General features: G+C 71.2%; 22 protein-coding genes, 1 tRNA gene and 1 pseudogene. 11 read left to right on the top strand and 13 right to left on the bottom strand.

Features of this window, described 5'->3' with window-relative positions; genetic code table 11:
- The first annotated feature begins 83 nt into the window (after nt 1-83).
- Nucleotides 84-1,205 (top strand): globin domain-containing protein, encoded by a 1,122-nt coding sequence (locus tag Vse01_RS21540; protein ID WP_093410729.1) that lies wholly within the window; start codon nt 84-86, stop codon nt 1,203-1,205.
- A 157-nt stretch (nt 1,206-1,362) separates the two neighbouring features.
- Here Vse01_RS21540 and Vse01_RS21535 read toward each other — a convergent pair whose 3' ends face one another.
- On the bottom strand, nt 1,363-2,877 hold the full coding sequence (locus tag Vse01_RS21535) for a peptide deformylase (RefSeq protein WP_093410732.1): 1,515 nt from the start codon (nt 2,875-2,877) through the stop codon (nt 1,363-1,365).
- 356 nt (nt 2,878-3,233) lie between these two features.
- On the opposite strand from Vse01_RS21535, the gene Vse01_RS21530 reads away from it, so the two are divergent.
- Nucleotides 3,234-3,950: a hypothetical protein gene (locus tag Vse01_RS21530; protein ID WP_139233249.1), complete on the top strand. Its 717-nt coding sequence runs from the start codon at nt 3,234-3,236 to the stop codon at nt 3,948-3,950.
- Nucleotides 3,951-3,963: 13 nt separating this feature from the next.
- On the opposite strand, the gene Vse01_RS21525 is transcribed toward Vse01_RS21530, so the two are convergent.
- Nucleotides 3,964-5,718 (bottom strand): DUF6311 domain-containing protein, encoded by a 1,755-nt coding sequence (locus Vse01_RS21525; protein WP_232511465.1) that lies wholly within the window; start codon nt 5,716-5,718, stop codon nt 3,964-3,966.
- Between the two features lie 286 nt (nt 5,719-6,004).
- Here Vse01_RS21525 and Vse01_RS21520 point away from each other — a divergent pair, with 286 nt between their 5' ends.
- Nucleotides 6,005-6,715 carry a class I SAM-dependent methyltransferase gene (locus Vse01_RS21520; RefSeq protein WP_093410736.1) on the top strand — a complete coding sequence of 237 codons (711 nt, stop codon included), beginning with the start codon at nt 6,005-6,007 and terminating at the stop codon, nt 6,713-6,715.
- Nucleotides 6,716-6,813: 98 nt separating this feature from the next.
- Here the strand turns inward: Vse01_RS21520 and Vse01_RS21515 are convergent, their stop codons facing one another.
- Nucleotides 6,814-7,347 (bottom strand): YbhB/YbcL family Raf kinase inhibitor-like protein, encoded by a 534-nt coding sequence (locus Vse01_RS21515; protein ID WP_093410738.1) that lies wholly within the window; start codon nt 7,345-7,347, stop codon nt 6,814-6,816.
- A 149-nt stretch (nt 7,348-7,496) separates the two neighbouring features.
- Between Vse01_RS21515 and Vse01_RS21510 the strand changes: the two genes are divergently transcribed.
- Entirely contained in the window at nt 7,497-7,664 is a 168-nt protein-coding gene (locus tag Vse01_RS21510; protein ID WP_170863626.1) for a hypothetical protein, read from the top strand.
- Between the two features lie 53 nt (nt 7,665-7,717).
- On the opposite strand, the gene Vse01_RS21505 is transcribed toward Vse01_RS21510, so the two are convergent.
- On the bottom strand, nt 7,718-8,095 hold the full coding sequence (locus tag Vse01_RS21505; protein ID WP_093410741.1) for a MerR family transcriptional regulator: 378 nt from the start codon (nt 8,093-8,095) through the stop codon (nt 7,718-7,720).
- Nucleotides 8,096-8,170: 75 nt separating this feature from the next.
- Here Vse01_RS21505 and Vse01_RS21500 point away from each other — a divergent pair, with 75 nt between their 5' ends.
- Nucleotides 8,171-8,899 carry an SDR family oxidoreductase gene (locus Vse01_RS21500; protein WP_093410742.1) on the top strand — a complete coding sequence of 243 codons (729 nt, stop codon included), beginning with the start codon at nt 8,171-8,173 and terminating at the stop codon, nt 8,897-8,899.
- A gap of 60 nt (nt 8,900-8,959) precedes the next feature.
- Here Vse01_RS21500 and Vse01_RS21495 read toward each other — a convergent pair.
- A tRNA-Ser gene (locus Vse01_RS21495) sits at nt 8,960-9,046 on the bottom strand.
- 150 nt (nt 9,047-9,196) lie between these two features.
- Here Vse01_RS21495 and Vse01_RS21490 point away from each other — a divergent pair.
- Nucleotides 9,197-10,174, top strand: coding sequence for an NAD(P)H-quinone oxidoreductase (locus tag Vse01_RS21490; RefSeq protein WP_093410745.1), 978 nt, complete (start codon nt 9,197-9,199; stop codon nt 10,172-10,174).
- Nucleotides 10,175-10,220: 46 nt separating this feature from the next.
- Here Vse01_RS21490 and soxR read toward each other — a convergent pair whose 3' ends face one another.
- Nucleotides 10,221-10,658 (bottom strand): redox-sensitive transcriptional activator SoxR, encoded by a 438-nt coding sequence (gene soxR / locus Vse01_RS21485; protein WP_093410746.1) that lies wholly within the window; start codon nt 10,656-10,658, stop codon nt 10,221-10,223.
- A 46-nt stretch (nt 10,659-10,704) separates the two neighbouring features.
- Here soxR and Vse01_RS21480 point away from each other — a divergent pair, with 46 nt between their 5' ends.
- The gene (locus Vse01_RS21480) at nt 10,705-11,430 is read left to right on the top strand and encodes a thiamine pyrophosphate-binding protein (RefSeq protein ID WP_093410748.1); all 726 of its coding nucleotides are present in this window, start codon (nt 10,705-10,707) and stop codon (nt 11,428-11,430) included.
- A gap of 2 nt (nt 11,431-11,432) precedes the next feature.
- On the top strand, nt 11,433-12,320 hold the full coding sequence (locus tag Vse01_RS21475) for a transketolase family protein (protein WP_093410895.1): 888 nt from the start codon (nt 11,433-11,435) through the stop codon (nt 12,318-12,320).
- Between the two features lie 96 nt (nt 12,321-12,416).
- Here Vse01_RS21475 and Vse01_RS21470 read toward each other — a convergent pair whose 3' ends face one another.
- Nucleotides 12,417-13,121, bottom strand: coding sequence for a glycosyltransferase family 2 protein (locus Vse01_RS21470; RefSeq protein WP_093410897.1), 705 nt, complete (start codon nt 13,119-13,121; stop codon nt 12,417-12,419).
- A 106-nt stretch (nt 13,122-13,227) separates the two neighbouring features.
- Here Vse01_RS21470 and Vse01_RS21465 point away from each other — a divergent pair, with 106 nt between their 5' ends.
- On the top strand, nt 13,228-15,498 hold the full coding sequence (locus Vse01_RS21465) for a glycosyltransferase family protein (RefSeq protein WP_232511458.1): 2,271 nt from the start codon (nt 13,228-13,230) through the stop codon (nt 15,496-15,498).
- Nucleotides 15,499-15,679: 181 nt separating this feature from the next.
- The gene (locus Vse01_RS21460) at nt 15,680-17,278 is read left to right on the top strand and encodes a ricin-type beta-trefoil lectin domain protein (protein ID WP_093410752.1); all 1,599 of its coding nucleotides are present in this window, start codon (nt 15,680-15,682) and stop codon (nt 17,276-17,278) included.
- A gap of 80 nt (nt 17,279-17,358) precedes the next feature.
- Here Vse01_RS21460 and Vse01_RS21455 read toward each other — a convergent pair whose 3' ends face one another.
- From Vse01_RS21455 to Vse01_RS21435, 5 genes and pseudogenes are all read right to left on the bottom strand, one after another.
- Nucleotides 17,359-17,949 (bottom strand): hypothetical protein, encoded by a 591-nt coding sequence (locus Vse01_RS21455; protein WP_093410754.1) that lies wholly within the window; start codon nt 17,947-17,949, stop codon nt 17,359-17,361.
- 103 nt (nt 17,950-18,052) lie between these two features.
- A pseudogene (locus Vse01_RS21450) lies at nt 18,053-19,440 on the bottom strand (HAMP domain-containing sensor histidine kinase).
- A complete protein-coding gene (locus Vse01_RS21445) occupies nt 19,433-20,125 on the bottom strand; it encodes a response regulator transcription factor (RefSeq protein ID WP_093410756.1) in 693 nt (230 codons plus the stop codon). The pseudogene Vse01_RS21450 and the gene Vse01_RS21445 overlap by 8 nt, the downstream one beginning before the upstream one ends.
- A gap of 70 nt (nt 20,126-20,195) precedes the next feature.
- A complete protein-coding gene (locus tag Vse01_RS21440) occupies nt 20,196-20,705 on the bottom strand; it encodes a hypothetical protein (RefSeq protein WP_093410758.1) in 510 nt (169 codons plus the stop codon).
- Between the two features lie 177 nt (nt 20,706-20,882).
- Nucleotides 20,883-22,055, bottom strand: a complete 1,173-nt coding sequence (locus Vse01_RS21435; protein WP_093410760.1) for a thiolase family protein — start codon at nt 22,053-22,055, stop codon at nt 20,883-20,885.
- Between the two features lie 135 nt (nt 22,056-22,190).
- On the opposite strand from Vse01_RS21435, the gene Vse01_RS21430 reads away from it, so the two are divergent.
- Nucleotides 22,191-22,634, top strand: coding sequence for a PH domain-containing protein (locus Vse01_RS21430; protein ID WP_232511459.1), 444 nt, complete (start codon nt 22,191-22,193; stop codon nt 22,632-22,634).
- A gap of 55 nt (nt 22,635-22,689) precedes the next feature.
- Here Vse01_RS21430 and Vse01_RS21425 read toward each other — a convergent pair whose 3' ends face one another.
- Nucleotides 22,690-23,601, bottom strand: coding sequence for a rhomboid family intramembrane serine protease (locus tag Vse01_RS21425; protein WP_093410762.1), 912 nt, complete (start codon nt 23,599-23,601; stop codon nt 22,690-22,692).
- Nucleotides 23,602-23,744: the final 143 nt, after the last annotated feature.

Raw genomic sequence — 23,744 nt, 5'->3', positions numbered from 1 at the left:
CGCACATTCTGTGCGACCTTCATGCACGCTCCGTGGAGATTCTGTCTGGGCCCGATCCGCCGTCAGAAGAAGGAGCGCCCCCGGTGGACAACTTCGCGCGGCTGCTGAAGGAGAGCTGGACCCTGGTCGAGGAGGACCGGGTCCGGCTGAGCGGTCACTTCTACGCCCGGCTCTTCCTCCTCGACCCCGAGCTGCGCAAGCTCTTTCCGGTGCAGATGACCGGCCAGGGCGACCGGCTGCTCGAAGCGATCATCGCGGCGATCCACACGGTGGACGACCCGGAGGGCTTCGACGAGTTCCTCCGTGCGCTCGGCCGGGACCACCGCAAGTACCACGTCGAGGCGGCCCACTACGACACCATGGGCGTGGCGCTGCTGGACGCGTTGCGCAGCACTGCCGGCGACGGCTGGAACCTGGAGTACGACCAGGCGTGGCGGGACGCGTACGCGGCGATCGCCGAGAAGATGCTCGCCGGGGCGGCGGCGGACGACGACCCACCGTTCTGGCACGCCGAGGTGCTGACCCACAAGCGGTACGGCCCGGACACCGCCGTCCTCACCTGCCGGGCGTTGCAACACCCGTTGACCTGGAAGGCGGGTCAGTACGTCAGCGTGGAGGTGCCCCGCCATCATCCCCGGGTGTGGCGGACGTACTCGATCGCCAACGCGCCGAACGATGACAACGTGCTGGAGTTCCACGTGCGTACGCCGGCCGACGCCGCCGGTTGGGTCTCCGGCGCGTTGGTCCGGCGGACCGGGCCGGGCGACCTGCTGCGGGTGGCCGCGCCGATGGGGTCGATGACCGTCGACCGCTCGTCCGAGCGGGACATTCTCTGCGTCGCCGGTGGCGTCGGACTGGCCCCGATCAAGGCGCTCGTCGAGGAGTTGGCCGGTTACAACCGGGCCCGTTGGGTGCACGTCTTCTACGGCGCCCGCACGGCGGCGGACCTCTACGGTCTGGACCGGCTGCGGGAGTTGGTGGCCGCCCACCCGTGGCTGTCGGTGACGCCGGCGTGCAGTGACGACCCGGAATTCGACGGCGAGCAGGGCGACATCTCCGACGTGGTGGCCCGGTACGGGCCGTGGACGACCCACGACTGCTTCGTCTCCGGATCGGCATCGATGGTGCGCGCCACACTCCGAGTGCTGGCCGCCGACGACGTACCGCCGCAGCGGACCCGGTACGACACGTTCGGCAACCTGTAGAGCTTTGCTCCCCCCGAACCGGGGCGCGTGCCCCTGCCCCCTGGGGCACGCGCCCCGGCCCCCGATCGGGCGGACCGGCACCGCCCCGCGCCACCTCGTCCGTCCGGCCGTCGTTCCCACCCGGGCGGGCGGGGTCGCGCCCCGGAGTCGTGCCCGGTCAGTAGCGCCACGGGTGGCCGGATTCCCGGTACTCCTCGATCGGCACCAGCGGCACTCCGGGTGCCATGCGGTCGACGTAGAGCCGGCCCTCCAGGTGGTCGATCTCATGTGCGACCAGCCGGGCCATGCCGAATTCGAAGGAGGTGATGATCCGACCGCCGTCGAACTGCGCGTGTTCCACGTCCAGTCGTAGCGGTCGCGGCACCAGCCCGCGATGGTCGAAGAAGGAGAGGCACCCCTCGTACTGTTCGTCGGTGTGTGGTGCCGCATCGACCACCCGAGGATTGAGCAGCACGACGGGCTCGGCGGTGCGGTCCGGCGGGCGGACCACCGCGGCGGCTCGGTCGATGTCGAGCTGCGGGGCGGCGATTCCCACCCCCTTGGTGAAGGGGTGCAGTTCGTCCAGCCGGGCCAGCGCGGTGATCAACCGGTCGACGATCTCCCGGGCGAGCGGTTCCTCGCGCGGCAGGTCGAACGGGCGGGCCGGCTGGCGCAGCAGATCGGCACCGCGCTGCACGATGCCGAGCCCACGCATCCGGTCCGACGGTCGGACGCGCCCGCCCTCCGCCTCGGGCTCCGGCTGGGCCCGGAATCGCCACTGCAAGCGGTACCTGGCGTTCAGCGGTGGCTCGTCGGTCGCCCAGTCGAAGATCGCCCGGTCGCCCTCGTCGCGGCGGGTCACCGCCGTCCGTAGCGGGCCCTCCTCCGCCGACAGCGAGGTCTCCGCGCCCCAGACCTGCGGGTCCAGGGCCACCGGCAGGTCCAGGCGTACGGCGAGGTGCCGGGTCGGTACGCGGACCGCGCGCTGGAACCACGGCCCCCACTTGTCCCGCCCGACGGTGTACGCGTACTCGATGGTGGCGCGGCGGCCGGGGTAGAGCGGGAAGCGACGTTCAGCGTTCTCGAAGAGCAGCCAGATCTCCTTGAACGCGTCCCGGTCGTGCTTGGCGCGCCAGTGCATCGTCTCCCGCTCGCCGGACTCCTCGCGGCAGGCGACCAGTTGCAGTTCGGCGAAGCTGAGCGGGTGTTCCCGGTGGTGGCGGTTGGAGCGGCCCGGGTCGCTGGGGTAACGGTCGACGGCCACCCGGATCAGGTATCGGGTGACCGGCTCGACACCGGCGTTGTACAGCTCACGCCGGATGACGCAGCGGTAGGCGTCGTCGGTGTGGGTGAGCACGGCCGTCTCGCGTTCGACGATCAGACCGGTGCCGGGCGGCATCCACTGGCCGGGCAGGCTGGCTTCCCGCTGGTTACGGTCGCTGCGGGCGTGGCGAAGGTCGTCGTACTCGCGGAAGCGCTGCCAGATCGCGCCGCTGGCCTCCAGGACGGCCTCGGCGCGACGGGCGAAGTCCTCCGTCGGTCGGTGCCGGCGTCCCTCGACGTGACTGACGTACGAGGGGTCGAAGCCCATCAGGGTGGCCAGTTGTTTTTTGGACAGCCCCCGCTCCGTCCGGTGCCGGGCGAGTTCGGCGGCGAAGGAGTCGGCAGCCCGATCGAGCGGTGAGGTCGTCATCAGCTTCCTCGTAGCCGGGAGTACCAAGTTTCACGTTGAGTCGCCGGCCACACACACATCTGGCACCTAGTCGACAAGAACCTTGACTGATGAACGTTTCATACCGATACTGCCCCGAGTCTCCAGGCCGACACCGACAGTAGTTTTCACCCCGCCCGCGACCCGGGTTGCCCGCCTCACCCCACCGTCGGGTTCCCCTGTGCCCGAAAGTGTGGTTAGGCTAGCCTTAGTACGACCATGGACGCTTCGGATCGAGTGGGTCAGGTGACGCGGGGGTGGATCAGGTGACAGCGGTGCTGCCCCTTCGGGATCCAGCCGCCACACCCCTGACGCCGGTCACCGCGACCCTGCGGGCAATGTTCGGCACCGACGACCTTCCCGGGCTGGCCCCGGGCCTGCTGGTCGCCGACGAGGCCGGTTGGGCCCCGGCGACCGCCCTGACCGGTACGCGACTGCCGGAGCTGCTCGAATCGGCGGTCCGGCTGTGGGGTGGCACCCCACACGCCTCCGCCGCGCTCGCCTGGAAGGCGTACAGCTACTGGGCGGCGCTCCCGGTGGTGCTCGGCTGGGCCACCGCTCGGCGAGTGCCGCTGCTCGACCACACCGAGGCGCTGATCCACTTCGCCGATCGGCGCGCCCTGGTGACCGTCGGCCTACGCGAGTCGATCCCGGTCGCGGTGCTGCCCAACGATCCGCTGGCGCTCGCCGGGCTGCCCCAGGTCCGAGTGGTGGCCGACGAGCGGGAGCTGCTCGCCGCACTGCGCGCCACGCTGCTGGACGGGCACCTGTCGCCGGTGATCTCCGCGATCCAGGGCGAGGTCCGCATCGGTGCCCGCACCCTCCTCGGCTCGGTGGCGTCCGGCATCGCCCACGGGCTGCTGCGGGCCGCCGACGGCTTGCCCGGTTCTGCGGTCGAGGCGATCGACACGCTGCTCGACGCGCTCGGCCTGGCCGACCTGGTGGAGCTGGTGCCCGGCCCGAACGGCGAGCCGATCGTGCAGCGCCGCACCTGCTGCCTGGCCTTCACCCTGCCCCAGCCGAAGGTCTGCCAGGGCTGCTGTATCCGCAGCTGAGTCGGCCCGTCACTCATCCCGTCAGCGGGCGCACGTCCCAGATCCAGACACCACCGGCGTACCCGGGTTCGATGCCGGTCAGCTCGGTCATCCCGGTACGCAGCGCGCCGGCGTGTTCGTGCGGCCCGAGGATCACCACGCCGGCCCGCCAGTACCGCAGGTCCTCCACCGCCTCCCGGCGGGTCCGCTCGGTGATCGGCGGCACCTCGCCGGTGCGTCGGATGGTGCCGAAGAAGGTGCTGGTGGGGCGCGGGGACGCGGAGAAGAGGGCGACCCGGTTCCGGCCCGGCCGGGTGTCCGGTCCGAGGAAGTAGCCACGAGCGATCGGCATCTCCTGGCGGGTACGGGCGGACCAGCGCAAGGGCTCGGCGTACTCGGTGTCAGGCAGCGGCAGGGTCACCACGCTGCGCCCACCGGTGAGGTAGGGACGCCAGGCACCCGAGGTGACGAACTCGGGCACCGGTTCGAGCCGTTTCGTCGGCAGCGGGGTGGGCAGCACCGGCACCAGCGCCATCGCCAGTCCGGTCGCTGCGGCGAAGCGGATCTGCGACCGGCGGTCCGGATACCGGGCCGTCAACTCGCGGACCTTCGCCGCGCCGTACGCCAGGATCAGCCCGATGATCGGGGTGATGGCCAGCGCCCAGCGGGTCGGCACCACCGAGTGCAGCACCGGCAGGCCCTCCAACAGCGCCCAGGGTCCGGGTACCCCGGTTCCGCGACGGTCGAAGCGGATCTCCCGGCCGAGCGAGAACACCGCGAAGAGCAGCCCGAGCACGGCCAGACCGATCACCACGGCGCTGCGCCGCAGCCACCACACCAGCGCCACCACGAGGATCACCAGCGGCCAGCCGAAGAAGGCATTCTCCTCGGTCGGGTTCTTGGCCAGTCCGGCGGCGCTGCGGGCGTCACCGGCCAGCGACTCGCGGGAGTAGGCGAAGTACGAGGCCAGGTCCGTGGAGTAGCCCCGGATCAGCCAGGGCAGCCCGTGGTAGGCGCCGGGGCCGAAGAACTGCACGTACAGCGGGTAGGCCAGCAGCACGGCGGAGACCACGGCGGCCATCCCGAGCCCGGCGGCGAACGGTCGGACCCGGGCCCGCAGCTCGGGCCGGCCGATCACCATCGCGACGATCACCACGGCGAGGCCGATCGCGGTCATCAGCAGGATCTCCAGGTTCAGGAACGCCTGCCAGACGATCACCAGGGCCAGCAGCAGACCGTTGCGCAGCCACCGCCCGGGTTCGGCGAGCCGCAGGGTACGCCAGATGATCAGCGGCACCACGTACTGCGACACGATGTTCGGATGCGCATTGGCGTGGGAGACCATGGCTGGGGCGTACGCGCAGAAGGCGGCCCCCAGCCAGGCCGGCCCGCGCGAACCGGGCACCACCACCCGGGAGATCAGGAAATACCAGGCGGTGGCGGTGGCGATCATGCCGAGGGTGAGAAAGAGCAGGAACGCGGCCCGGGTGCCGAACAGCAGGGTTACCGGAGTCATCGGCAGAGATACGGACAGAACAGACGTATTTGCCATCAAATTGACGGATTCCGGGACATTCATCCGGCCCGACGAGAACGGATAGGCCAATTCCGTGACAACCCGGGCACCGTGCGCGAGCATCCATTCGAATTGCGCCATATCGGTCGGATTGTCGCGAATACCGTCGTCAGGATTCAGCCACATCCGTCCGGTGACCCAGAAGCCGAATGCGGCGAAGCTCGCCACCGCCAGGGCATCCTTCCATCGCCCCGAGCCGCCCTCGCCCCGCATGCGTCCCGGCCGGACCGCGGCATTTCCCGCCTCGGACTGCGCGTCAGGTCGGCCCGAATCGGGAGTAGTCATAACAATTCGCAGCGTAGTCGGCCCATGTGGTCAGCGTGCAGGGTTCGGGGCACTGGCGTAGTATCGGTCAAGTTCTCTGGCTATCACCGATCGTGCACCCCCACCCCCGACCGCTAATTCGGCCATCACGGGCCCCGATATCCCCGCCGTCCGGGCGGATGGTTCACTCAGTCGGTCCCGGCACGGGTCGAGTCGTATCGTGAGGAATCGACGCATGGCAGAAATCACTGGGGATCAGCGCGTGCAGTCCGAGGTCCTGGAGGGCCTCGCGACGGCGGTCAATCACCGGCGCTGGTTCGTCGAGCTGGCCGTGCCCTACCTGGGTGACAACCCCATCGAGATCGGTAGCGGCCTCGGCGACTACGCCCTGGAGTGGAGCGAGAACTTCCCCCGGTTCACCGCCACCGAGGCCGACCCGGACCGCCTGGTGGCCCTCAAGGAGCGCCTGGCTGACCGACCCTCGATCGAGGTACGCCAGATGCTGCTGCCCAACCCCGAGCGCGGTGACTACAGCGCCGCGGTCTCGTACAACGTGCTGGAGCACATCGAGGACCACGTCGGAGCGCTGCGCAGCATGGGCCAACTGGTCCGGCCCGGCGGAGCCGTCGTCATCATCGTGCCGGCGTTCCAGTTCGCGATGAGCCCGGCGGACATCGCCACCGGCCACGTCCGGCGGTACACGAAGAAGACCCTGGCCGACGCGATGACCGAGGCGGGCCTACGGGTGGAAAAGATCCACTACGCGAACGCGCTCGGCCTGATCGGCTACTTCATGGCCACGAAGGTCTTCCGGCTGATGCCGAAGGAGGGCCCGATGGTGAAGGTCTACGACACCCTGGTCCTCCCCGCCACCAAGGCCGCCGAGCAGCTGGTCCGCCCGCCCTTCGGCCAGTCCGTCTTCGCCGTAGCCCGTACCCCCGCCTGACCAACCCCCGGCTGGTCCCGACGCAGCGTCCCCGTTGACCATGAGGTTGGCGGCACTCTCAGAGCCAACCTCATGATCAAACTGGGGATGGGGGCGAGTCAGCCGGCGATCTGGTAGGTGGGGCGGGTGGTGGCTCGGGCCAGGGTGTGGAAGGCCAGGTTGAAGCCGACGTAGGCGGGGGTCGCCTCCGGGGTGACGTCGAGACGTTCGACGTCGAGGGCGTGCACCGCGAAGACGTACCGGTGCGGGCGGTCACCGGGCGGCGGCGCGGCACCGCCGAAACCGCGCTCCCCGTAGTCGTTGCGTACGGTGAACGCGCCCTTCAGGTCCTGCTCGGCCGCGCCGCGTGGCAGTTCCGTCACGTCGGCCGGCAGGTTGACCAGCACCCAGTGCCAGAAGCCACTGCCGGTCGGCGCGTCCGGGTCGAAACAGGTCACCACGAAGCCCTTGGTCTCCGCCGGGAAGCCCGACCAGGCCAGATGCGGCGAGACGTTGTCGCCACCAGTGCTGCCGTGGGCGTGAGCCGCGTCCATCGGCTCACCGTTCCGCACATCTTCACTGGTCAGCGTGAAGGAGGCGACGGTCGGCAGCAGCTCGTACGGGTCCGGAGCGATGGGACGTTCCAGGGTCATCGACACAGGTCCTTCCGGTGGAAGTGGTGTTCTGCGCCCCTTTCATACCCTGTGACGCGCTGACATTCGACAGAACCGGCCCCGAGTCCGCCGTAACCGAGAGCGCCTCACAGCGGTTGTCACCCTGCAACATCTAGCGAAGGAGTCTCTTGGCCGGGGTCTGGCGTGACTTCATCACCGCCGTCATCGATGCCGTGCGTCGACGGGACGAGGCGGCCCTCAGCGACGAACGCCGCCGGGCACTGGACCGGCTCGCCGACGAGAAGATCCGCGAGGAGCAGCGAAAACGCCCTCCGGAAAGCAGCTCAGGCGGCTGAGGGTCACCTCGACCTGCCGCCGCTTGTCGCTGGCACGACCCGACCGGCAGCGCCTACGGATGCTCGTCGGTGATCGCGATGACCTCGTCGAGGCGGTCCAGAGCCGCCTGCAGGTCGTCGACCTTGGCCTGGATACGGTCGCGCTCGGCGCGCAGCATCGCTCGCTGCTCGGCGTCGGTGTGCCCGGCTCGCCAGCAGGGCAGCAGTTCCGCGATCCGCTGACTGGTCAGGCCGGCGGCGTACATCTGCTGGAAGAAGCGCACCAGGGTGATGGCCTCAGGCCGGTAGCGGCGCTGACCGGACGGGCTGCGCTCCGCGGTGAGCAGCCCCTGCTGCTCGTAGTAGCGCACGGCGCGTACCGAGACGCCGGCGGCCCGCGCCACCTCGCCGATGCGGATCAGCCGCTCGGCCGCGGTCCCCGTGTCGGTCATGGTGACTCCTCTCACTCCGGCGCTGACGAGCAGCACTTGCCTCTGACGTCAACGTCAGGTTCTAGCGTAGCGGGCATGGATATCAACAACTCGGTTGCCCTCGTCACCGGAGCCAATCGCGGCCTGGGCCGCGCCTTCGCCAAGCGCCTGCTCGAACGGGGCGCCCGCAAGGTCTACGCGACAGCCCGCCGACCGGAGACCGTCGATCTGCCCGGGGTCGAGGTGCTGCCGCTCGACATCGCCGACGCCGCCTCCCTACGCGCCGCCGCCGAGGCCGCCCCGGACGTCTCGCTGCTCGTCAACAACGCGGGAATCCAGACCGGCACCGACCTGGTGACCGGCTCACTGGACGCGGTGCGGCACGAGCTGGAAACCAACGTGCTCGGTCACCTAGGAATGATCCGGGAGTTCGCGCCGACGCTCGCCCGCAACGGCGGGGGCGCGATCGTCAACGTCCTCTCCGCCATGTCGTGGTTCGGGGTCAGGGGCGCCAACGCCTACCACCTGACCAAGGCCGCCGCGTGGGCCATGACCAACGGCGTCCGCCTGGAACTCGCCGAGCAGGGCACCCTCGTGACGGCAGTCCACCTCGGCCTCGCCGACACCGACATGTCCGCGGACTGGCCCGTGGTCAAGATCGCACCGTCGGATCTGGCCGACGCGGCGCTCGACGGTGTCGAGGCGGGATCCGCCGAGGTCCTCGCGGACCAGTGGAGCCGGGACGTCAAGTCCCGACTGACGCTGAGGCCGGAAGAGTTCAACGCCGCGATGGATCGCGCCCTGGCGGCGCTGACGGCGGCCTGAGCCGCTCTCCACGAGCATCCGGACCGCCGCTCTGGGGCTCCTGCTCGCTGTCCAGATAAGCGGAGGGTGTGGGATTCGAACCCACGAAGACATTGCTGCCTTACCGGTTTTCAAGACCAGCGCCATCGGCCACTAGGCGAACCCTCCTGGACCACGCGGTGCGTGGCTGTGCCTAGTCTGCCACGCCGCGTACGTCAGCGAACGGCCGAGCTACCCGGTGCGCCGTGACCACTGACGGTGGGTGGTGGCCCGGGGTCGCCGACGTGGAGTCGGCCCGGGATCGGGTAAGACTGGGCCATGCGAGCGATCACCATTGCGGAGCCCGGCGGACCTGACGTACTGAGCTGGAGCGAGGTACCGGACCCGCAGCCGGGTCCGGGTGAGGTGGTCGTGGACGTGCGGGCCACCGCGGTGAATCGGGCCGACCTGTTGCAGCGGCAGGGGCACTATCCGCCTCCGCCGGGCGCGCCCGCGTACCCCGGGTTGGAATGCTCGGGGGTGGTCAGCGCGACCGGTCCCGACGTGGCCGGCGTGCGGGTGGGAGACCAGGTCTGCGCGCTGCTGGCCGGCGGCGGGTACGCCGAACGGGTGGCCGTGCCCGCCGGGCAGTTGCTGCCGGTGCCGGCCGGCGTCGATCTGGTCGACTCCGCCGGGTTGCCGGAGGTGGCGTGCACGGTCTGGTCGAACGTGGTGCAGGTGGCCCGTCTGACGGCGGGAGAGACGCTGCTGGTGCACGGCGGTGGCAGCGGGATCGGCACGTTCGCGATCCAGCTCGGTGCCGCGCTCGGCGCAACAGTGGTGGCGACCGCACGGGCCGCCAAGCACGAGCGGCTGCGTGAGCTGGGCGCCGACCTGCTTGTCGACTACCGGGAGCAGGACTTTGTCGAGGAGGTTCGGCAGGCCACCGACGGCCGGGGCGCGGATGTCGTCCTGGACATCATGGGCGCGTCGTACCTGGGGCGGAACGTGGCCGCCCTGGCCGCCGACGGGCGGCTGGTGGTGATCGGCATGCAGGGCGGCCGCAAGGGTGAGTTGGATCTGGGTGCGCTGTTGGCCAAGCGCGGCACGGTCGCGGCCACCGCGCTGCGCTCTCGGCCGTTGGAGCAGAAAGCCGCGATCGTACGCGGGGTACGCGAGCAGGTCTGGCCGCTGGTCGAGGCGGGCCGGGTGCGTCCGGTGATCGACCGGCGGCTGCCGATCATCGACGCGGCGCAGGCGCACCGGCTCGTGGAGTCGAACGAGCACGTCGGCAAGGTGCTGCTCACCGTCGGCTGAGCCTGATCACGTGCCGGCCACCGACACGGGCAGCCGGCCCGGGAAACTAGCCGGGCAGTACGAGTCGGGCGCCGGGGCCCTCACCGCCCAGATTGTCCTCCGGGTTGTAGAGGGTGCAGCGGCGCAGCGAGAGGCAGCCGCAACCGATGCAGGCGTCCAGGTCGTCGCGGAGCCGACTCATCAACCTGATCTTTTCGTCCAGCCGGGCCCGCCAGGTCGTGGAGAGCTTGGCCCAGTCCTCGGCGGTGGGGGTACGGGAGGCCGGCAGCGAGTCGAGCGCGGACCGGATCTCCTCCAGCGAGATGCCGACCTGCTGGGCGATCCGGATGAACGCCACCCGGCGCAGCTCAGTGCGGTGGTAGCGGCGTTGGTTGCCGCTGGTCCGCTCGGCCCGGATGAGCCCCAGCCGCTCGTAGTAGCGCAGCGCGGACTGTGCCACCCCGCTTCGGGCGGAGAGTTGACCGATGGTCAATGCTTCCTGCATCACGTCGCCTTGAGTTGAACCTCGCTTCAACTTGCAGGCTATCCGTATGACCACACTCGCCACCACGGCCCGGGTCGCCGAGGCCGCCGCGCCGCTCGACGGGCGCGATCCGGTCGCACCGCTGCTGGAGCGCGTTCGCGCCGGCCGGCAGTTCGGTGCCAACGTCCTGTCCACCCTCGACGTGCTCCAGGTGCTCTACGACCGGGTGCTGCGGATCACCCCGGCGACCGTCGACGACCCCGACCGCGACCGTTTCCTGCTCTCCAAGGGTCACGCCGTAGCTGGCTACTATGCGCTGCTCGCCGCGAAGGGCTTCATCCCGCCTGACTGGCTGGACGACCAGGGCGGGCCGTCGAGTCGGCTCGGCGACCATCCCGACCGCACCCTGATTCCGGGCGTGGAGATCGGCTCGGGTTCGCTCGGGCACGGCCTGGGGCTGGGCGTCGGCACCGCCCTCGGGCTACGCGCCCAGGGCCGGCCCGACCCCCGGGTGTACGTGCTGCTCGGCGACGCCGAACTCGACGAGGGCTCCAACCACGAGGCGATCGCGTACGCCGGAGCGGTCGGCCTCGGCAATCTGACCGCGATCGTGGTGGACAACTCCTCCGCCACCCACGGCTGGCCGGGCGGAGTGGCCACCCGGTTCACGGTCAACGGGTGGACCGCCGCGACTGTCGACGGGCGGGACCGGGACGCCCTCCACCCGGCGCTGACCGGGCACCACGGCCACCGGCCGCACGCCGTCGTAGCGCTCGTCAGGGACGGTGAGTGATCGTGCGGGACACCTTCGTGGCCACCACAACCGCCTTCCTGGACGATCCGCGGACCGTCATCGTGCTGGCCGACATCTCCGCCGCGGCGTTCGCTCCGGCCGCCGCCCAACACCCCGACCGGGTGATCAACGTCGGCATCCGGGAGCAGCTCATGGTGGGAGTGGCGGGGGGCCTGGCACTGACCGGGCTGCGCCCCATCGTGCACAGCTACGCGCCGTTCCTCGTGGAGCGGACGTACGAGCAGATCAAGCTGGACCTCGACCACCAAGGGGTGGGAGCGGTGCTGGTCAGCGTCGGGGCGTCGTACGACCGCGCGGCAGCCGGCCGCACCCACCTCGGCCCGGCGGACGTCGCACTTATCGACACCCTGCACAACTGGACGGTGCACGCCCCCGGCCATCGGGACGAGGTACCCGGGTTGCTGCGCGACGTGGTCTGCGGCCAGGAATCGGCGTACGTGCGGCTCTCCACCCAGAGCAACGCGCAGGCGTACCCGGAAGCGGGCGACCTGCGGGTGCTCCGGGACGCCGGCCCGGGGGCGGCGCTGCTGGTCGCGGTCGGTCCCACGTTGGACGCGGCCCTCGACGCGACCTCGGACCTGCCGGTCACCGTGGCGTACACCCACCGCCCGCGCCCGTTCGACACCACCGGCCTGCGGGCGCTCGCGAACAGTGCGGTGATCCTGGTCGAGCCGTACCTGGCGGGCACCTCGACCCGGCTGCTCTCGGACGCGCTGGCCGACCGGCCGCACCGGTTGTTGGCGCTCGGGGTCCGCCGCGAGGAACTGCGGCGGTACGGTTCCGCGGCGGACCACGCGCGGTGGCACGGGCTGGACGCGACCGGACTGCGCCGCTCGATCACCGATTTCCTGTCGCCGGCGCTGGTCTGAGCGCGTGCCGGTCCGCGGCATGTCGCGGTCTCCGAGGCCGACGTACGGCCCGACATGCCGCAACCGGCGCCGGTCCCGTCGCAGCCGGCGGGACGGTCAGCGGGCCGAGGCGTCGGGGTTACGGCGGGTGCGCTCCCGGCCGAGGATCCAGATCGCCTCGACGCCGTCCCGCCAGGTGATCTTCTTGCCTTCCTCGCGCCCCCGCGCCCGGTAGCTGATCGGCACCTCGTACGGCCGGATGCGGCGACGCAGCAGCTTGCCGGTCACCTCGGCCTCCATACCGAACCCTCGGGATCGGACGTCCAGCGAGCGGTACAGCGCGACCGGCATCAGCTTGAAGCAGGTCTCCAGGTCTCCGATGTAGGAGTTGAACAGCACGTTCGCCGCCATGGTGACGCCCTTGTTGCCCATCACGTACCAGAAGCTGTAGGCGCTGTGGCTGCCGAAGGTGCGGTTGCCGTAGACCACCGTCGCCCGCCCGTCCAGCACCGGGGCGAGCAGCTTGGGGATGTCCTGTGGGTCGTACTCCAGGTCGGCGTCGAGGATGACCATGTACTCGCCCTCGGCGTTGGCCACCGCCGTGCGGATGGCCGCGCCCTTGCCCGCGTTGCGCTGGTGCGTGATGACCCGCAGCCGGGCGTCGTCGGCGCGCCCGAGGATCTCCCCGGTGCCGTCGCGGCTGCCGTCGTCGACCACCACGAGCTCGATCTCGCATGGGTACTCGACCGCCAGCGCCTGCTTGAGGGCATCCGCGATGCGTTCTTCCTCGTTGTATACCGGCATGAGGATCGACAGCTTCACGGGAATCTCCACGAGGGCGGGTAACGTTTCGGCCATAGCCTAGCCCGGCAGGTCAGCCGAGTGGCGACGACCACCGATGGCGATCCACGGCCGGGCACTCAGACTGATGGTGTTTACTTCCGCCATGTCGGCCGCCGGCTTCCCGTTCGTCCTGGTTCCCGTCGCCGCCCTCATTCTGCTCAGCGTGGCGTTACGGCCACGCAACGTGGAGACCGTGGCGCCGCGGCGACTCGCGGCGCTCCGGGCGACCCTCGCCGTCGGTGCCTTCGCGGTGACCACCGTCGAGGTGCTGGGCGCGCTGCGGCTGCTCACCGCGCCCGCCTTCGGCCTGGCCTGGCTGCTCTTCCTCGCGGTGGCGGCAGCGGCCGCCGGGTGGCGCCGACGGGCCGACGCCACGGCCCGCAAGGCCGAAGTGCCTGCCAGGGTCCCGGTCGAAGGTGCCGGTGCCTCGTCACCGGACTCCCCCCACTCCATTTCGCCCGGACCAGCGGGCGTCCTCGCGGAGCCGTCGGGCACGCGGGTCGCCACGGTCACCGTGGGACCGGACCGGCCGTCGACACCGTCCGGACCGGACCGACCGCTGGCCGGCGGCTGGCGCGACGCCGCCAGCGCCTTCTGGCGTACGGCGAGCCGTGGGGAGCGGCTGCTGGCCGGTACGGTCGCCGGACTGCTCCTTGTCGAACTGCTGATCGCCCTGCTGGCCGCACCCAACAACTACGACTCGCAGACCTACCACCTGCCCAAGGTGGAACGCTGGGTGGCCCAGGGCGACCTGACGTTCTGGGCGACCGCGATCCACCGCCAGGTGACCATTCCGCCGGGCGCCGAGTACCTGCTGCTGCACCTGCGGCTGCTCACCGGCGGCGACGCGCTGCACCACCTGGTGCAGTGGGCCGCCGGACTGGTCTGCCTGCTCGCGGCCGCCCGGGTGACCGCGCAGCTCGGCGGCGGCCGGCGGGCCCAGTTGCTCACCGTGTTCCTGCTGGCCAGCACGCCGATGGTGACGCTGCAGGCGACCAGCACCCAGACCGATCTGGTCTGCGCCGCCTGGGTGCTCTGCGCCGGCACGCTCGCGTTGGACGGGCTGCGCCGCCGAGCGCACCTGGGTGACCTGCTGGTCCTCGGGGCGGCCACCGGCCTGACCGCGGTCACCAAGACCAGTGGCCTGCTCGCGGTCGGTCCGCTGCTGGTGCTCTGGGGGGTGGGCCAGCTACGCCTGGCGTACGCCGACCGGCCGGCCACGCACCGCCGGACTCCGGTCGCCGGAATCACTCGTACCGTCGGTGCCTCGGTCCTGATCCTGCTGGTCGCCGCCGCGGTGGTCGGCCCCTTCCTGGGCCGGGTGTACGCCGAGTTCGGCCACCCGCTCGGGCCGGAGCGGCTGCGCGAGTCGGTCCCGATGGAGCGGCACGACCCACCCTCGGTGCTGGTGAACGCGCTCCGGATCGCACACACCGCACTTGACACTCCGCTGGCACCGCTGCGCGAGGTGTCCGCCGAGGCGATCATCGGGGTGGCCGGACTGATCGGGGTCGACCCGCAGGACCGCGCGATCACGTTCGGGCGGGAGATCTTCCCGGTCGCGTCCTGGTATCCCGACGAGGACCGGGTTGCCTTCCCGCTGGCCGGTGCGCTTGCACTGATCGGTGCGGTGGCGGCGCTGCGTCGCCCGGCCCGGGTCAGTCCGGGCGCGGCGGGGGCGCTGCGCGGGTACGCCCTGGTGGTGGTCGTCGCCGTGGTGCTGCACACCGCGATGATCAAGTGGCAGCCGTGGGGGAACCGCCTGATCCTCTATGCCCTGGCGGCCTCGGTGCCGCTGGCCGGGCTCTGGCTCGACGCCCTCTTCCGTCGCTCGGGCCAGCTCGGCATCCGCCGCCGCGATCGGCGCGGTGGCCCGGCGGACAGCTACGGCAGACGGCCCGTGGCCGCCGGACTCGCGGTGACGGTGCTGGCCACCTGCGCACTGGCCGGGGTGTTGTCGGTGTCGTACGGCTTCCCGCGCCGGCTGGTCGGCACGGGCTCGGTCTTCACCACCTCCGACTGGGAGAGCCGGTTCGTGCGGCGTCCACACTGGGCGGATGAGTACCGGTGGGCCGCCGACGCGGTCCGGGCCGCCGACGCGCGCCGGATCGGGCTGTCCCAGCGCAACGACGACTGGGAGTACCCCTGGTGGTTGCTGCTCCGCGACGCGGACGGCACGCCGCCGGAACTACTGGCGCTCCAGTCGGTGCTGGACGACCGACCACCTGCCGATCCGGCCTCGGTCGACGCGATCCTCTGTGTCGGCAGCCGGAAAATCTGCACCGACCTGCTGCCCGCCGGCTGGCGGCTGGAGTTCCGCAGCTACGTCGGCTACGCCCTGCCCGAGCGGCGGTGACCGGGCAGCCGGCGGTGACCGGGCAGCGCGGCACGCCGAGCGGTCCGGGTGGAAAGGGGCCAATGGCCCGGTTCGGCGCAGCACGTAAGTATTCCGAGACGTATTCACATACCTGCATCGCACGCGTTACCGTCCGGTAACCCGATCGACGTCCCGCGATCGGACCGAAAGGAGTGCGTCGATGTCTGGTACCCACGCCAGGCGTGAACGGACACCTCGACGGCGCCTTGCCGAGGTCGCCGTCCTCGCCACCGCTCTCGTCCTGCCGATGCTGACCACGGCCTCACCCGCCGCCGCAGCCGACCGTCCCGCCGTCCAGCCGCTTCCCTCCCACCTCGAATCCATCCGCGCCGCCGAGGCCACCGCGCTCTACGGTGCTCCCGGCATCCGCCCGCTCGACCAGCGCCGCACCGCACTGATCACCATGGGCGACAGCCAGATCTCCGGCGAGGGGGTCGGCAACTACGTACCCGGCACCCACCAGCCGGGCAACTGGTGCGACCGCTCGTACGACCAGGCGGTCTTCCGCACCGGCATCGCCGCCGACGAGCGCTACAACATCGCCTGCTCGGGTGCCACACCGTGGAATCTGATCGTCGGCGGTCCCACCCAGCACAACGAGTTGAACCAGGGCGACCATCTCGCGATCAAGGCACGCAACACGCACATCAAGCTGATCTGGGTGGTGGCCGGCGCGAACGGCGACGGCACGATCCAGTTCGGCCCGGTCGCCACCGACTGCGCCGTCCGCCGCGTCTTCTTCCAGGGCCCCTGCTGGCCCACCTACACCGACCAGTGGACGGTACGCACCGACGGCAGCCGCCGAGCCGTCGAGGAGGCACTCACCGACATCCGCCGGACCATGACGAACGCCGGCTACCTCGGCTCCGACTACGAACTGGTGTTCATGTCGTACTCCAGCCCGGCCAGCCCGGACGTGGAGGACAACCCGAACTTCCCCGGCTGGTACTCCGGCGGCTGCCTGCTCTACCTCGCCGACGCCGCGTTCGCCCGGAACAAGGCGGTGCCGCTGTTCGAGTCGGCGCTGCGGGCGGCGGCGGCCAACACCGGCACCCGCTACCTCGACGCCAGCCGCCTCTTCCACGGCCACGAGGTGTGCACCGACAACACCTCGGTACGCGGGCTCTACATCGAGGTGGGGATCTGGGACGAGAACGCGGCCCGCCAGTCGTTCCACCCGAACTACCGGGGACACGGCATGTTCGCCCAGTGCATCACCCAGTTCTACGCCTCCGGCCAGCAGCAGGGCACCTGCGTCGACCCGGCCAGCACCGGAAACGGCCAGCTCTACCCCGGACTGATGGAGTTCCGGCAGCTGCGCAACGCCGCCACCGGCACCTGCGTGGACGGCAAGGGGTACAACTCACGCAACGGCACGGCGCAGCAGTCGTACCGCTGCCATGGCGGACGTAACCAGGGCTTCTGGTACGACCCGACCCGACAGTCGCTGCACTCCGAGCTCTCGCACGACCGCTGCCTGGACGTGGCCGGTGGTTCGCTGCGGTCGGGCACGGCGGTGAACATCCACGACTGCCATGGCGGCACCAACCAGAAGTTCACCATCTCCGGCAACCAGGTCCGCGCCGCCGGTGCAACAAACCTCTGCCTGGCCTTCGACAACCCGCTGCTCGGCACCCCCCGACTGCGCCTGGCCAGCTGCTCCGGCAGTTCCCGGCAGCAGTGGTCGTTCGAGTCGCGGTCGTTCGCCCAGCCCGTCGGGTACGGGCGGGACGACTTCATCGGCTCCCGGGTCTACTGACGCCGCGGGCAGGCCGGCCCGCCGGGCCCGGCAACAGGGTGATCGCATCGATCACCGCGCCGGGTCCGGCGGGTCCGCTGTCACTTCTGGTTGAACGGGACGACGATCAGGCGAGCCTGTGCCTGCTCGCCGTTCACGGTGCCGGCCACGCCCAGCTTGGTGCCGACCTTGATGTCCGTGGCGGCGATCGACTTGCGCCGTTCGATTACCCGCAGTTCGTCGGTGAAGGTCCAGGTCCGGGTGAAGCCGTCGGTCGACTTGACCGTGATCTTGTCGTCGGCGAGGTCGGTCACCTCGCCGCGCTGCACGGAGACGGTCTTCGTGCCGCCGTCCTTGGTCTGCACCACGACGTCGCCGTGCAGGGTGTTCTTGCGCAGCAGCACCCGGGCTGCCCGACGCTTGCGCCACTCCTCGACCCGCTCCTTGCGCTTGTTCGCCGCGCTCGGGGTCGGCTCCACCGGCGCGGCCACGGTCGCGTCGGGATCCAGCTCTGCCGGGTCGAGACCGAGCGCGGCCAGTGCCTGGCCCTCCGCGCCCATCGCGGCGACCACCTCGACGGCGCTCTCCTGCATCGCGCCCCGCTCGGCCTGGCCCACCCCGCAACCGGCGGCGGCCAACGCGACCGTCACCAGCAGCGCGCCGGTGGCGGTGAAGGATCCCCTGCGTGCCATTCCTCGTCCTCTCGTCGGTGCCGGTCTGCCGGATCTCGTCGCGCCGCGTCACGGCCGGCGCGGATCCGTGCACCCAGCCTGGACCCGCCGGATACGCCGACCGTCAGGCCGACGTTCGGATCAGGTAAGGAATCCCGGCAGCCGGATGGTGAACGCGGCCCCGCCCTCGGGCGCGTGCCCGGCGCCTATCTCACCGCCGAGCCGGCGGACCAGGCCGGCGGCGAGCGCGAGCCCGAGCCCGCTGCCGACCTTGCGTAGCCCTCGGTAGCGTTGGTGCAGCGCCCCGCGCTCGAAGGCCACCGTCAGGTCGTCGTCGGTCAGCCCCGGTCCGCCGTCGCGAACCTCGATCACACCACCGGCGCCCGGGTCGGCACCGGCCGGTCGGACCGCCAGCACCACCGGCGCACCGGGAGGCACCACCCGCAGCGCGTTCTCCAGGAGGCCGTCGATCACCTGTCGGATCCGCCCCGGGTCGGTGTACGCCGGCACCGGCTGCCCCGGCAGCTCGACCCGGAACGTCACCCCTACCGAGGCGCACCGGTCCGCCCAGGTCCGACCGGCGTCAGAGGCCAGGCCGGCCAGATCCACCGGCACCGGTTCGAGGGGGAAGTCGACCGCCTCCAGGCGGGCCAGGGCGAGCAGATCGGTGACCAACCGGTCCAGGTGCTCCGCCTCGGCGAGCATGGTCCGGCCGGTGTCGGCCGCCGCCGACGATTCGATCACCCCGTCGGCCAGCGCCTCGGCGTAGCCACGGATCGCGGTCAGCGGGGTGCGCAGTTCGTGCGAGACGGAGAGCAGGAACTCCCGCTGTCGTCCCTCACTCGTGGCCAGCGCGGCGGCCAGCCCGTTCAACGCGTACGCCAGGTCGGCCACCTCGGCCGGCGACTCGACCGGCACCCGGACGCTGCGATCGCCGGCCCGCAGCCGGGTCGCGACGAGGGCCGCCCGGCGGATCGGCCGGGCCAGGCGCCGGGCGAGCAGGAGGCCCGCGACCGCGCCTGCCGCCAGCCCCGCCAGCAGCGGCAGCCAGAGGCCGCGCAGCACCTGACGCCACACTCCCGCCCCGAGCGGACGGGTCAGCACCACGCCGTCGCCGGCGGCCAGCGCCCGGCCCTCGACGAGTGCCCGTTGCCCGTCGACAAGCCGCCGGCCGGAGAAATTCCGCCCGTTGGACACCCGCTTCACCACCTGGGGAGGCAGGCCGGCACGGTCGACAGCACCACCCGAGATCAGGTAGATGGTGGTGCCCTGGTTGCCGAGTTGGCGGATCAACCGCTCGCCGGCCAGTTCCCGGACCCGACCGGGGCGTGCCCGCAGCAGCTCGGCGGCGACCTGGGCCTGCGCCGCGAGCGCCTGCCGGTCCCGCCGCTCGGCAGCGCGGACCGCCACCGGCACCGCGACCACCGCGGTGACCAGAACCGACACCAGAGCCACCGCACAGGTCACCAGCACCGCACGCGCGGTGAGCGTACGGCCGGGACGGTCAGCCATCGGCGGCGTACCCGACTCCGCGATGGGTCCGGATCACGCTCGCCGCGCCGAGCTTCGCCCGAACCTGCGCGACGTGCACGTCGACGGTACGGGTGCCGGCGTGCGCCGCGTATCCCCAGACCGCGGCCAGCAGCTCCTCCCGCGAGAAGACCCGGCCCGGCCGGCTCATCAGGTGGGCCAGCAGGTCGAACTCGGTGGAGGTGAGCTGCACCGGGACGCCGTCGGCGGTAACCGACCTGCGGTCGGGGTCGACGGTGACCCGGCCGAGCACGACGGGCTGCGCGACGCCGCCTGGCGGGCCGGCGGCCCGGCGCAGCACCGCCCGCAGCCGGGCGACGAGTTCGCGAGGGCTGAACGGTTTGGTGACGTAGTCGTCGGCGCCCAGTTCCAGGCCGACGACACGGTCCACCTCGTCGTCGCGAGCGGTGAGGAAGATGACCGGCGTCCAGTCGCCGGCCTCCCGCAACCGACGACAGATCTCGGTGCCGGCCAGCCCCGGCAGGGCGATGTCCAGCACGCAGGCCACCGGACGCAACCGGCGGGCCGCCGCGAGGCCGGCACTGCCGTCCCGTTCGACGTGTACGCCGAAGCCGTCCCGGCTGAGGTAGAGCCGGACCAGGTCGGCGATGCTCGGTTCGTCCTCCACCACGAGGACCAGCCCGCGTTGTGGGTTCTCGGCGGTCACTGGGCCATGATTGCCGATCGACGAGACCCGGCAGCGTCGGGCTGTGTTCGGATTCGGTAAGAAGACCCGGTCAGTGGGCCACGACGGGCTGGAAGGCACCCGGTCGGGCGACGGGCGCCTCTGCGACGGTGGCCACGATCCGCGGCTGTGCGCTGCGTACGCGGGTGCGGAAGGCGTGATTGAGCAACGCGTCCAGCTGCCACACCTGCTTCGGGTGCTGGGTACGGATCAGGAAGCGCTCGCGGATGCCGTCGATCGCGGTGGCGGCCAGCTCCACGCAGTGCAGGCGCGGGTCGGGGCTCCAGGTGACGTGGCTCAGCTCGCGGAGCTCCGTGTTGAGGTGCAGGCGAAGCCGATGCAGCACCCGGGTCTGCCGGGTGACCACCAGCCTCCGGTGGGTGAGCAGCAGCAGATAATCCCCGTCGACCGGTCGGTCGGGCCGGCTGCACCGGGTTACCAGGATGGTGGCGTCGCCGGAGCCCACGCAACGGCGGAACACCGGCATGTGCCGACTGGCGGTCTGCACCGCCAGGCCGGCCTCGGCCGCAGCCGGAAGGAACGTTCGGGAGAAGACGTCCATGACCTGCCCAACGACCCTGCCCCCACCGTGACATGGCCGGCGGACATGCTTTCTGCAATTTCCACCCCACCCCACCTACCCACCGGCCCGCCCGACCGAGTTGATCAAGAAGTTTTGGTCGTCTGAGCGCCGAACGGAGACCAAAACTCCTTGATCAACCGGGATCGGACTGGGGGGTTAGAGGAGTTCGAGGATGGTGGCGTTGGCCATTCCGCCGCCCTCGCACATGGTCTGGAGGCCGTAGCGGATGTTGTTGTCGCGCATGTGGGCGAGCATCGTGGTCATGATGCGGGCACCGGAGCCGCCCAGCGGATGCCCCAGGGCGATCGCGCCGCCGCGCGGGTTGAGCCGCTCCGGGTCCGCCTCGGTCTCCGCCAACCAGGCCAGCGGTACGGGGGCGAACGCCTCGTTCACCTCGTACACCCCGATCTCCTCGATGCCCAGCCCCGCGCGACGCAGTGCCTTCGCGGTGGCCGGAATCGGCGCGGTCAGCATGGCGACCGGGTCGTCGGCCGCGACCACGGCGGTGTGGACGCGGGCCAGCGGGCGTAGCCCGTGCCGGCTGGCCCACTCGCTCGTGGTGACCGCGAGTGCGGCGGCACCGTCGGAGATCTGCGAGGCCGAACCGGCGGTGACCACACCGTCGGGACGGAACGGAGTGGGCAACTCGCCCAGTTTCTCCAACGAGGTGTCGCGCCGGATGCCCTCGTCGACCGCGAACTTGCCGCCGTCGGCGAGCGCCACCGGGGCGACTTCGGCCTCGAACGCGCCCGCGTCCTGCGCGGCGGCAGCCTTCTCGTGGCTGGTCAACGCGAACTCGTCGAGCTGGGTGCGGGACAGGCGCCACCGCTGGGCGATCAGTTCCGCCCCGACGCCCTGGTTGAAGGGGAGCGGGGAGTCCTCGGCGACCCCCTCGACCCCTCGGTAGCGGGTCAGAATCTGCTCGCTGAACGGCATCCCACCGGCCACGCTGGAGCCCATCGGCACCCGGGTCATCGACTCGACGCCGCCCGCGACGACCAGGTCCGCCTGACCGGAGAGCACGGTGGCCGCAGCGAAGTGCAGGGCCTGTTGGCTGGACCCGCACTGCCGGTCCAGGGTGGTGCCGGGTACCGACTCGGGCCAGCCGGCGGCCAGTACGGCGTTCCGGGCGACGTTCCACGACTGTTCCCCGACCTGGGAGACGCAGCCCCAGACCACGTCGTCCACCTGAGCCGGATCGATCCCGGTGCGTTCGGCGAGGGCACGCAGGACGTGCGCGGACAGATCCACCGGGTGCACCGTGGCCAGGCTGCCCTTGCGCCGCCCGACCGGGGTGCGCACCGCACCGACGATAACCGCGTCACTCATGTTTACTCCCCGGTAACTTGGGCTGGTCCCGATCCTACGCCCACCCGGGTCGACCGCCACGCCCCCGCCCACGCGAACGCCGGGCGGCGCTCCGCGGCTGATGCCGGTGACCGGCGGCGCTGGCATGCTGGTGCCGTGGCGTACGACACCATCGCACAGCAGTGGCGGGTGCCCCTGGGCCTGCCGTTCCTCAAGCTGGCTGCCGCAGCCAGCGTGCTCGCCCTGGGGATCCTGCTCGCCGCGGGTGACCCGCTCCGGCCGGTGCTCGGCGGGTTGGCCGCGGCGGTTCTCACCGGGTGGGGCCTGCGGGATCTGGTCGCGCCGGTGCGGTTGGCGGTGGACCCGACCGGCATCACCGTACCGGCCGGGCTGCTGAGTCGGCGGCATCTGGCCTGGTCGATGGTGGAGACCATCCAGGTGCACCGCCGGTCCGGGCGCGGACTGGCCGGACCGACCCTGGAAATCGACACGGGCGATTCACTGCACCTGTTCAGCCGCCTCGATCTCGGCGCCGATCCGGCCGAGGTCGCCGACGCGTTGCGCACCGCCCGGGCGGGAAGCCCCGGCGGCCCCGGGTGATCCACGCCCTGGGCAGCCGATGTGACCGCTTCGCCGGTGCCGTGTCGGGCAGCGGTCAGCCCAGCAGCGCGGCCGTGCGTACCAGGGCCATCCCGAGCAGCGCCACGACGATGATCGCGCCGCCGCCGAACTGCACAAGGGTCCGGCGCGACCGCGGCGCGTAGGCCAGCACCAGCGCCATCAGCGCGCCGAACACCAGGCCGCCCAGGTGGCCGGCGATGGAGATCTGCGGCACGGTGAAGGTGAAGATCAGGTTGATCACGAGGATGGGGAGGATGGCCGAGGTGTCCCGACCCAGGCGTCGCATGATCACAAAGATCGCCGCGAAGAGGCCGAAGATGGCGGTCGACGCTCCCGCCGACATCTGGTTGGGCGCGCTGAACACGTAGACCGCGACGTTGCCGCCGAAGCCGGCGATGAAGTAGAGCGCGGCGAACCGCAGCGGCCCGAGCACCGCCTCCAGCGAGCGGCCGAGCACCCAGAGCGCCCACATGTTCAGCAGCAGGTGCACCACGCCGTAGTGCAGGAACATCGCGGTGATCAGGCGGTACCACTGACCCTCGGCGACACCGCCGATGGTGCCGTCGAGGAACATCGCCCGGCCCAGCACCGCACCCCACTCGGTCAACGGGGTGCTGCCGCCCATCAGCCCGCCGAATCCGTTACCGCCGGCCGCCGCGTCCCCGCCCCGGTCGGAGGCAATCGAGACCAGCATCACCAGCAGGTTGAGGGCGATCAGGGTCTTGGTCACGTAACCGTGTCGGCCGACGACCCCGCCGCCGAAGGCGGTTCGCGCCGGACGCACGCTGCGGCGTCCCTCCGACACGCACTCCGGGCACTGGAACCCGACGGACGCCTCGTTCATGCAGTCCGGGCAGATCGAACGGTCGCAGCGGGTGCAGCGGACGTACGTTTCCCGGCCGGGGTGGCGGTAGCAGGCCGGCGTGGTCGGCGGGGACTCGCTCATCGCTGGCCCCAGACACCCGAGCGCTCAGTCATGCGAGCAAAGGTACCCCGAGCCGCCACTCAGGCGGGTCGAGGCGTACCCGGCGAAGTGCTGGCGGCCGTCGGCAGAGCGAAGACTGGTCCGGACACCGGTGGAGTGTCCGG

It is taken from the genome of Micromonospora sediminimaris, from assembly GCF_016863575.1.
Taxonomy (GTDB): domain Bacteria; phylum Actinomycetota; class Actinomycetes; order Mycobacteriales; family Micromonosporaceae; genus Micromonospora; species Micromonospora sediminimaris.
This window is presented reverse-complemented; position numbering and strand designations above follow the sequence as displayed.

Excerpts from the sequence above, each read along its gene's own strand:
- Vse01_RS21535 (WP_093410732.1), bottom strand. The coding sequence starts at position 2,877 with ATGACGACCTCACCGCTCGATCGGGCTGCCGACTCCTTCGCCGCCGAA.
- Vse01_RS21530 (WP_139233249.1), top strand. The coding sequence starts at position 3,234 with ATGTTCGGCACCGACGACCTTCCCGGGCTGGCCCCGGGCCTGCTGGTC.
- Vse01_RS21525 (WP_232511465.1), bottom strand. The coding sequence starts at position 5,718 with ATGCGGGGCGAGGGCGGCTCGGGGCGATGGAAGGATGCCCTGGCGGTG.
- Vse01_RS21520 (WP_093410736.1), top strand. The coding sequence starts at position 6,005 with ATGGCAGAAATCACTGGGGATCAGCGCGTGCAGTCCGAGGTCCTGGAG.
- Vse01_RS21515 (WP_093410738.1), bottom strand. The coding sequence starts at position 7,347 with ATGACCCTGGAACGTCCCATCGCTCCGGACCCGTACGAGCTGCTGCCG.
- Vse01_RS21505 (WP_093410741.1), bottom strand. The coding sequence starts at position 8,095 with ATGACCGACACGGGGACCGCGGCCGAGCGGCTGATCCGCATCGGCGAG.
- Vse01_RS21500 (WP_093410742.1), top strand. The coding sequence starts at position 8,171 with ATGGATATCAACAACTCGGTTGCCCTCGTCACCGGAGCCAATCGCGGC.
- Vse01_RS21490 (WP_093410745.1), top strand. The coding sequence starts at position 9,197 with ATGCGAGCGATCACCATTGCGGAGCCCGGCGGACCTGACGTACTGAGC.
- soxR (WP_093410746.1), bottom strand. The coding sequence starts at position 10,658 with ATGCAGGAAGCATTGACCATCGGTCAACTCTCCGCCCGAAGCGGGGTG.
- Vse01_RS21480 (WP_093410748.1), top strand. The coding sequence starts at position 10,705 with ATGACCACACTCGCCACCACGGCCCGGGTCGCCGAGGCCGCCGCGCCG.
- Vse01_RS21465 (WP_232511458.1), top strand. The coding sequence starts at position 13,228 with ATGGTGTTTACTTCCGCCATGTCGGCCGCCGGCTTCCCGTTCGTCCTG.
- Vse01_RS21460 (WP_093410752.1), top strand. The coding sequence starts at position 15,680 with ATGTCTGGTACCCACGCCAGGCGTGAACGGACACCTCGACGGCGCCTT.
- Vse01_RS21455 (WP_093410754.1), bottom strand. The coding sequence starts at position 17,949 with ATGGCACGCAGGGGATCCTTCACCGCCACCGGCGCGCTGCTGGTGACG.
- Vse01_RS21440 (WP_093410758.1), bottom strand. The coding sequence starts at position 20,705 with ATGGACGTCTTCTCCCGAACGTTCCTTCCGGCTGCGGCCGAGGCCGGC.
- Vse01_RS21435 (WP_093410760.1), bottom strand. The coding sequence starts at position 22,055 with ATGAGTGACGCGGTTATCGTCGGTGCGGTGCGCACCCCGGTCGGGCGG.
- Vse01_RS21425 (WP_093410762.1), bottom strand. The coding sequence starts at position 23,601 with ATGAGCGAGTCCCCGCCGACCACGCCGGCCTGCTACCGCCACCCCGGC.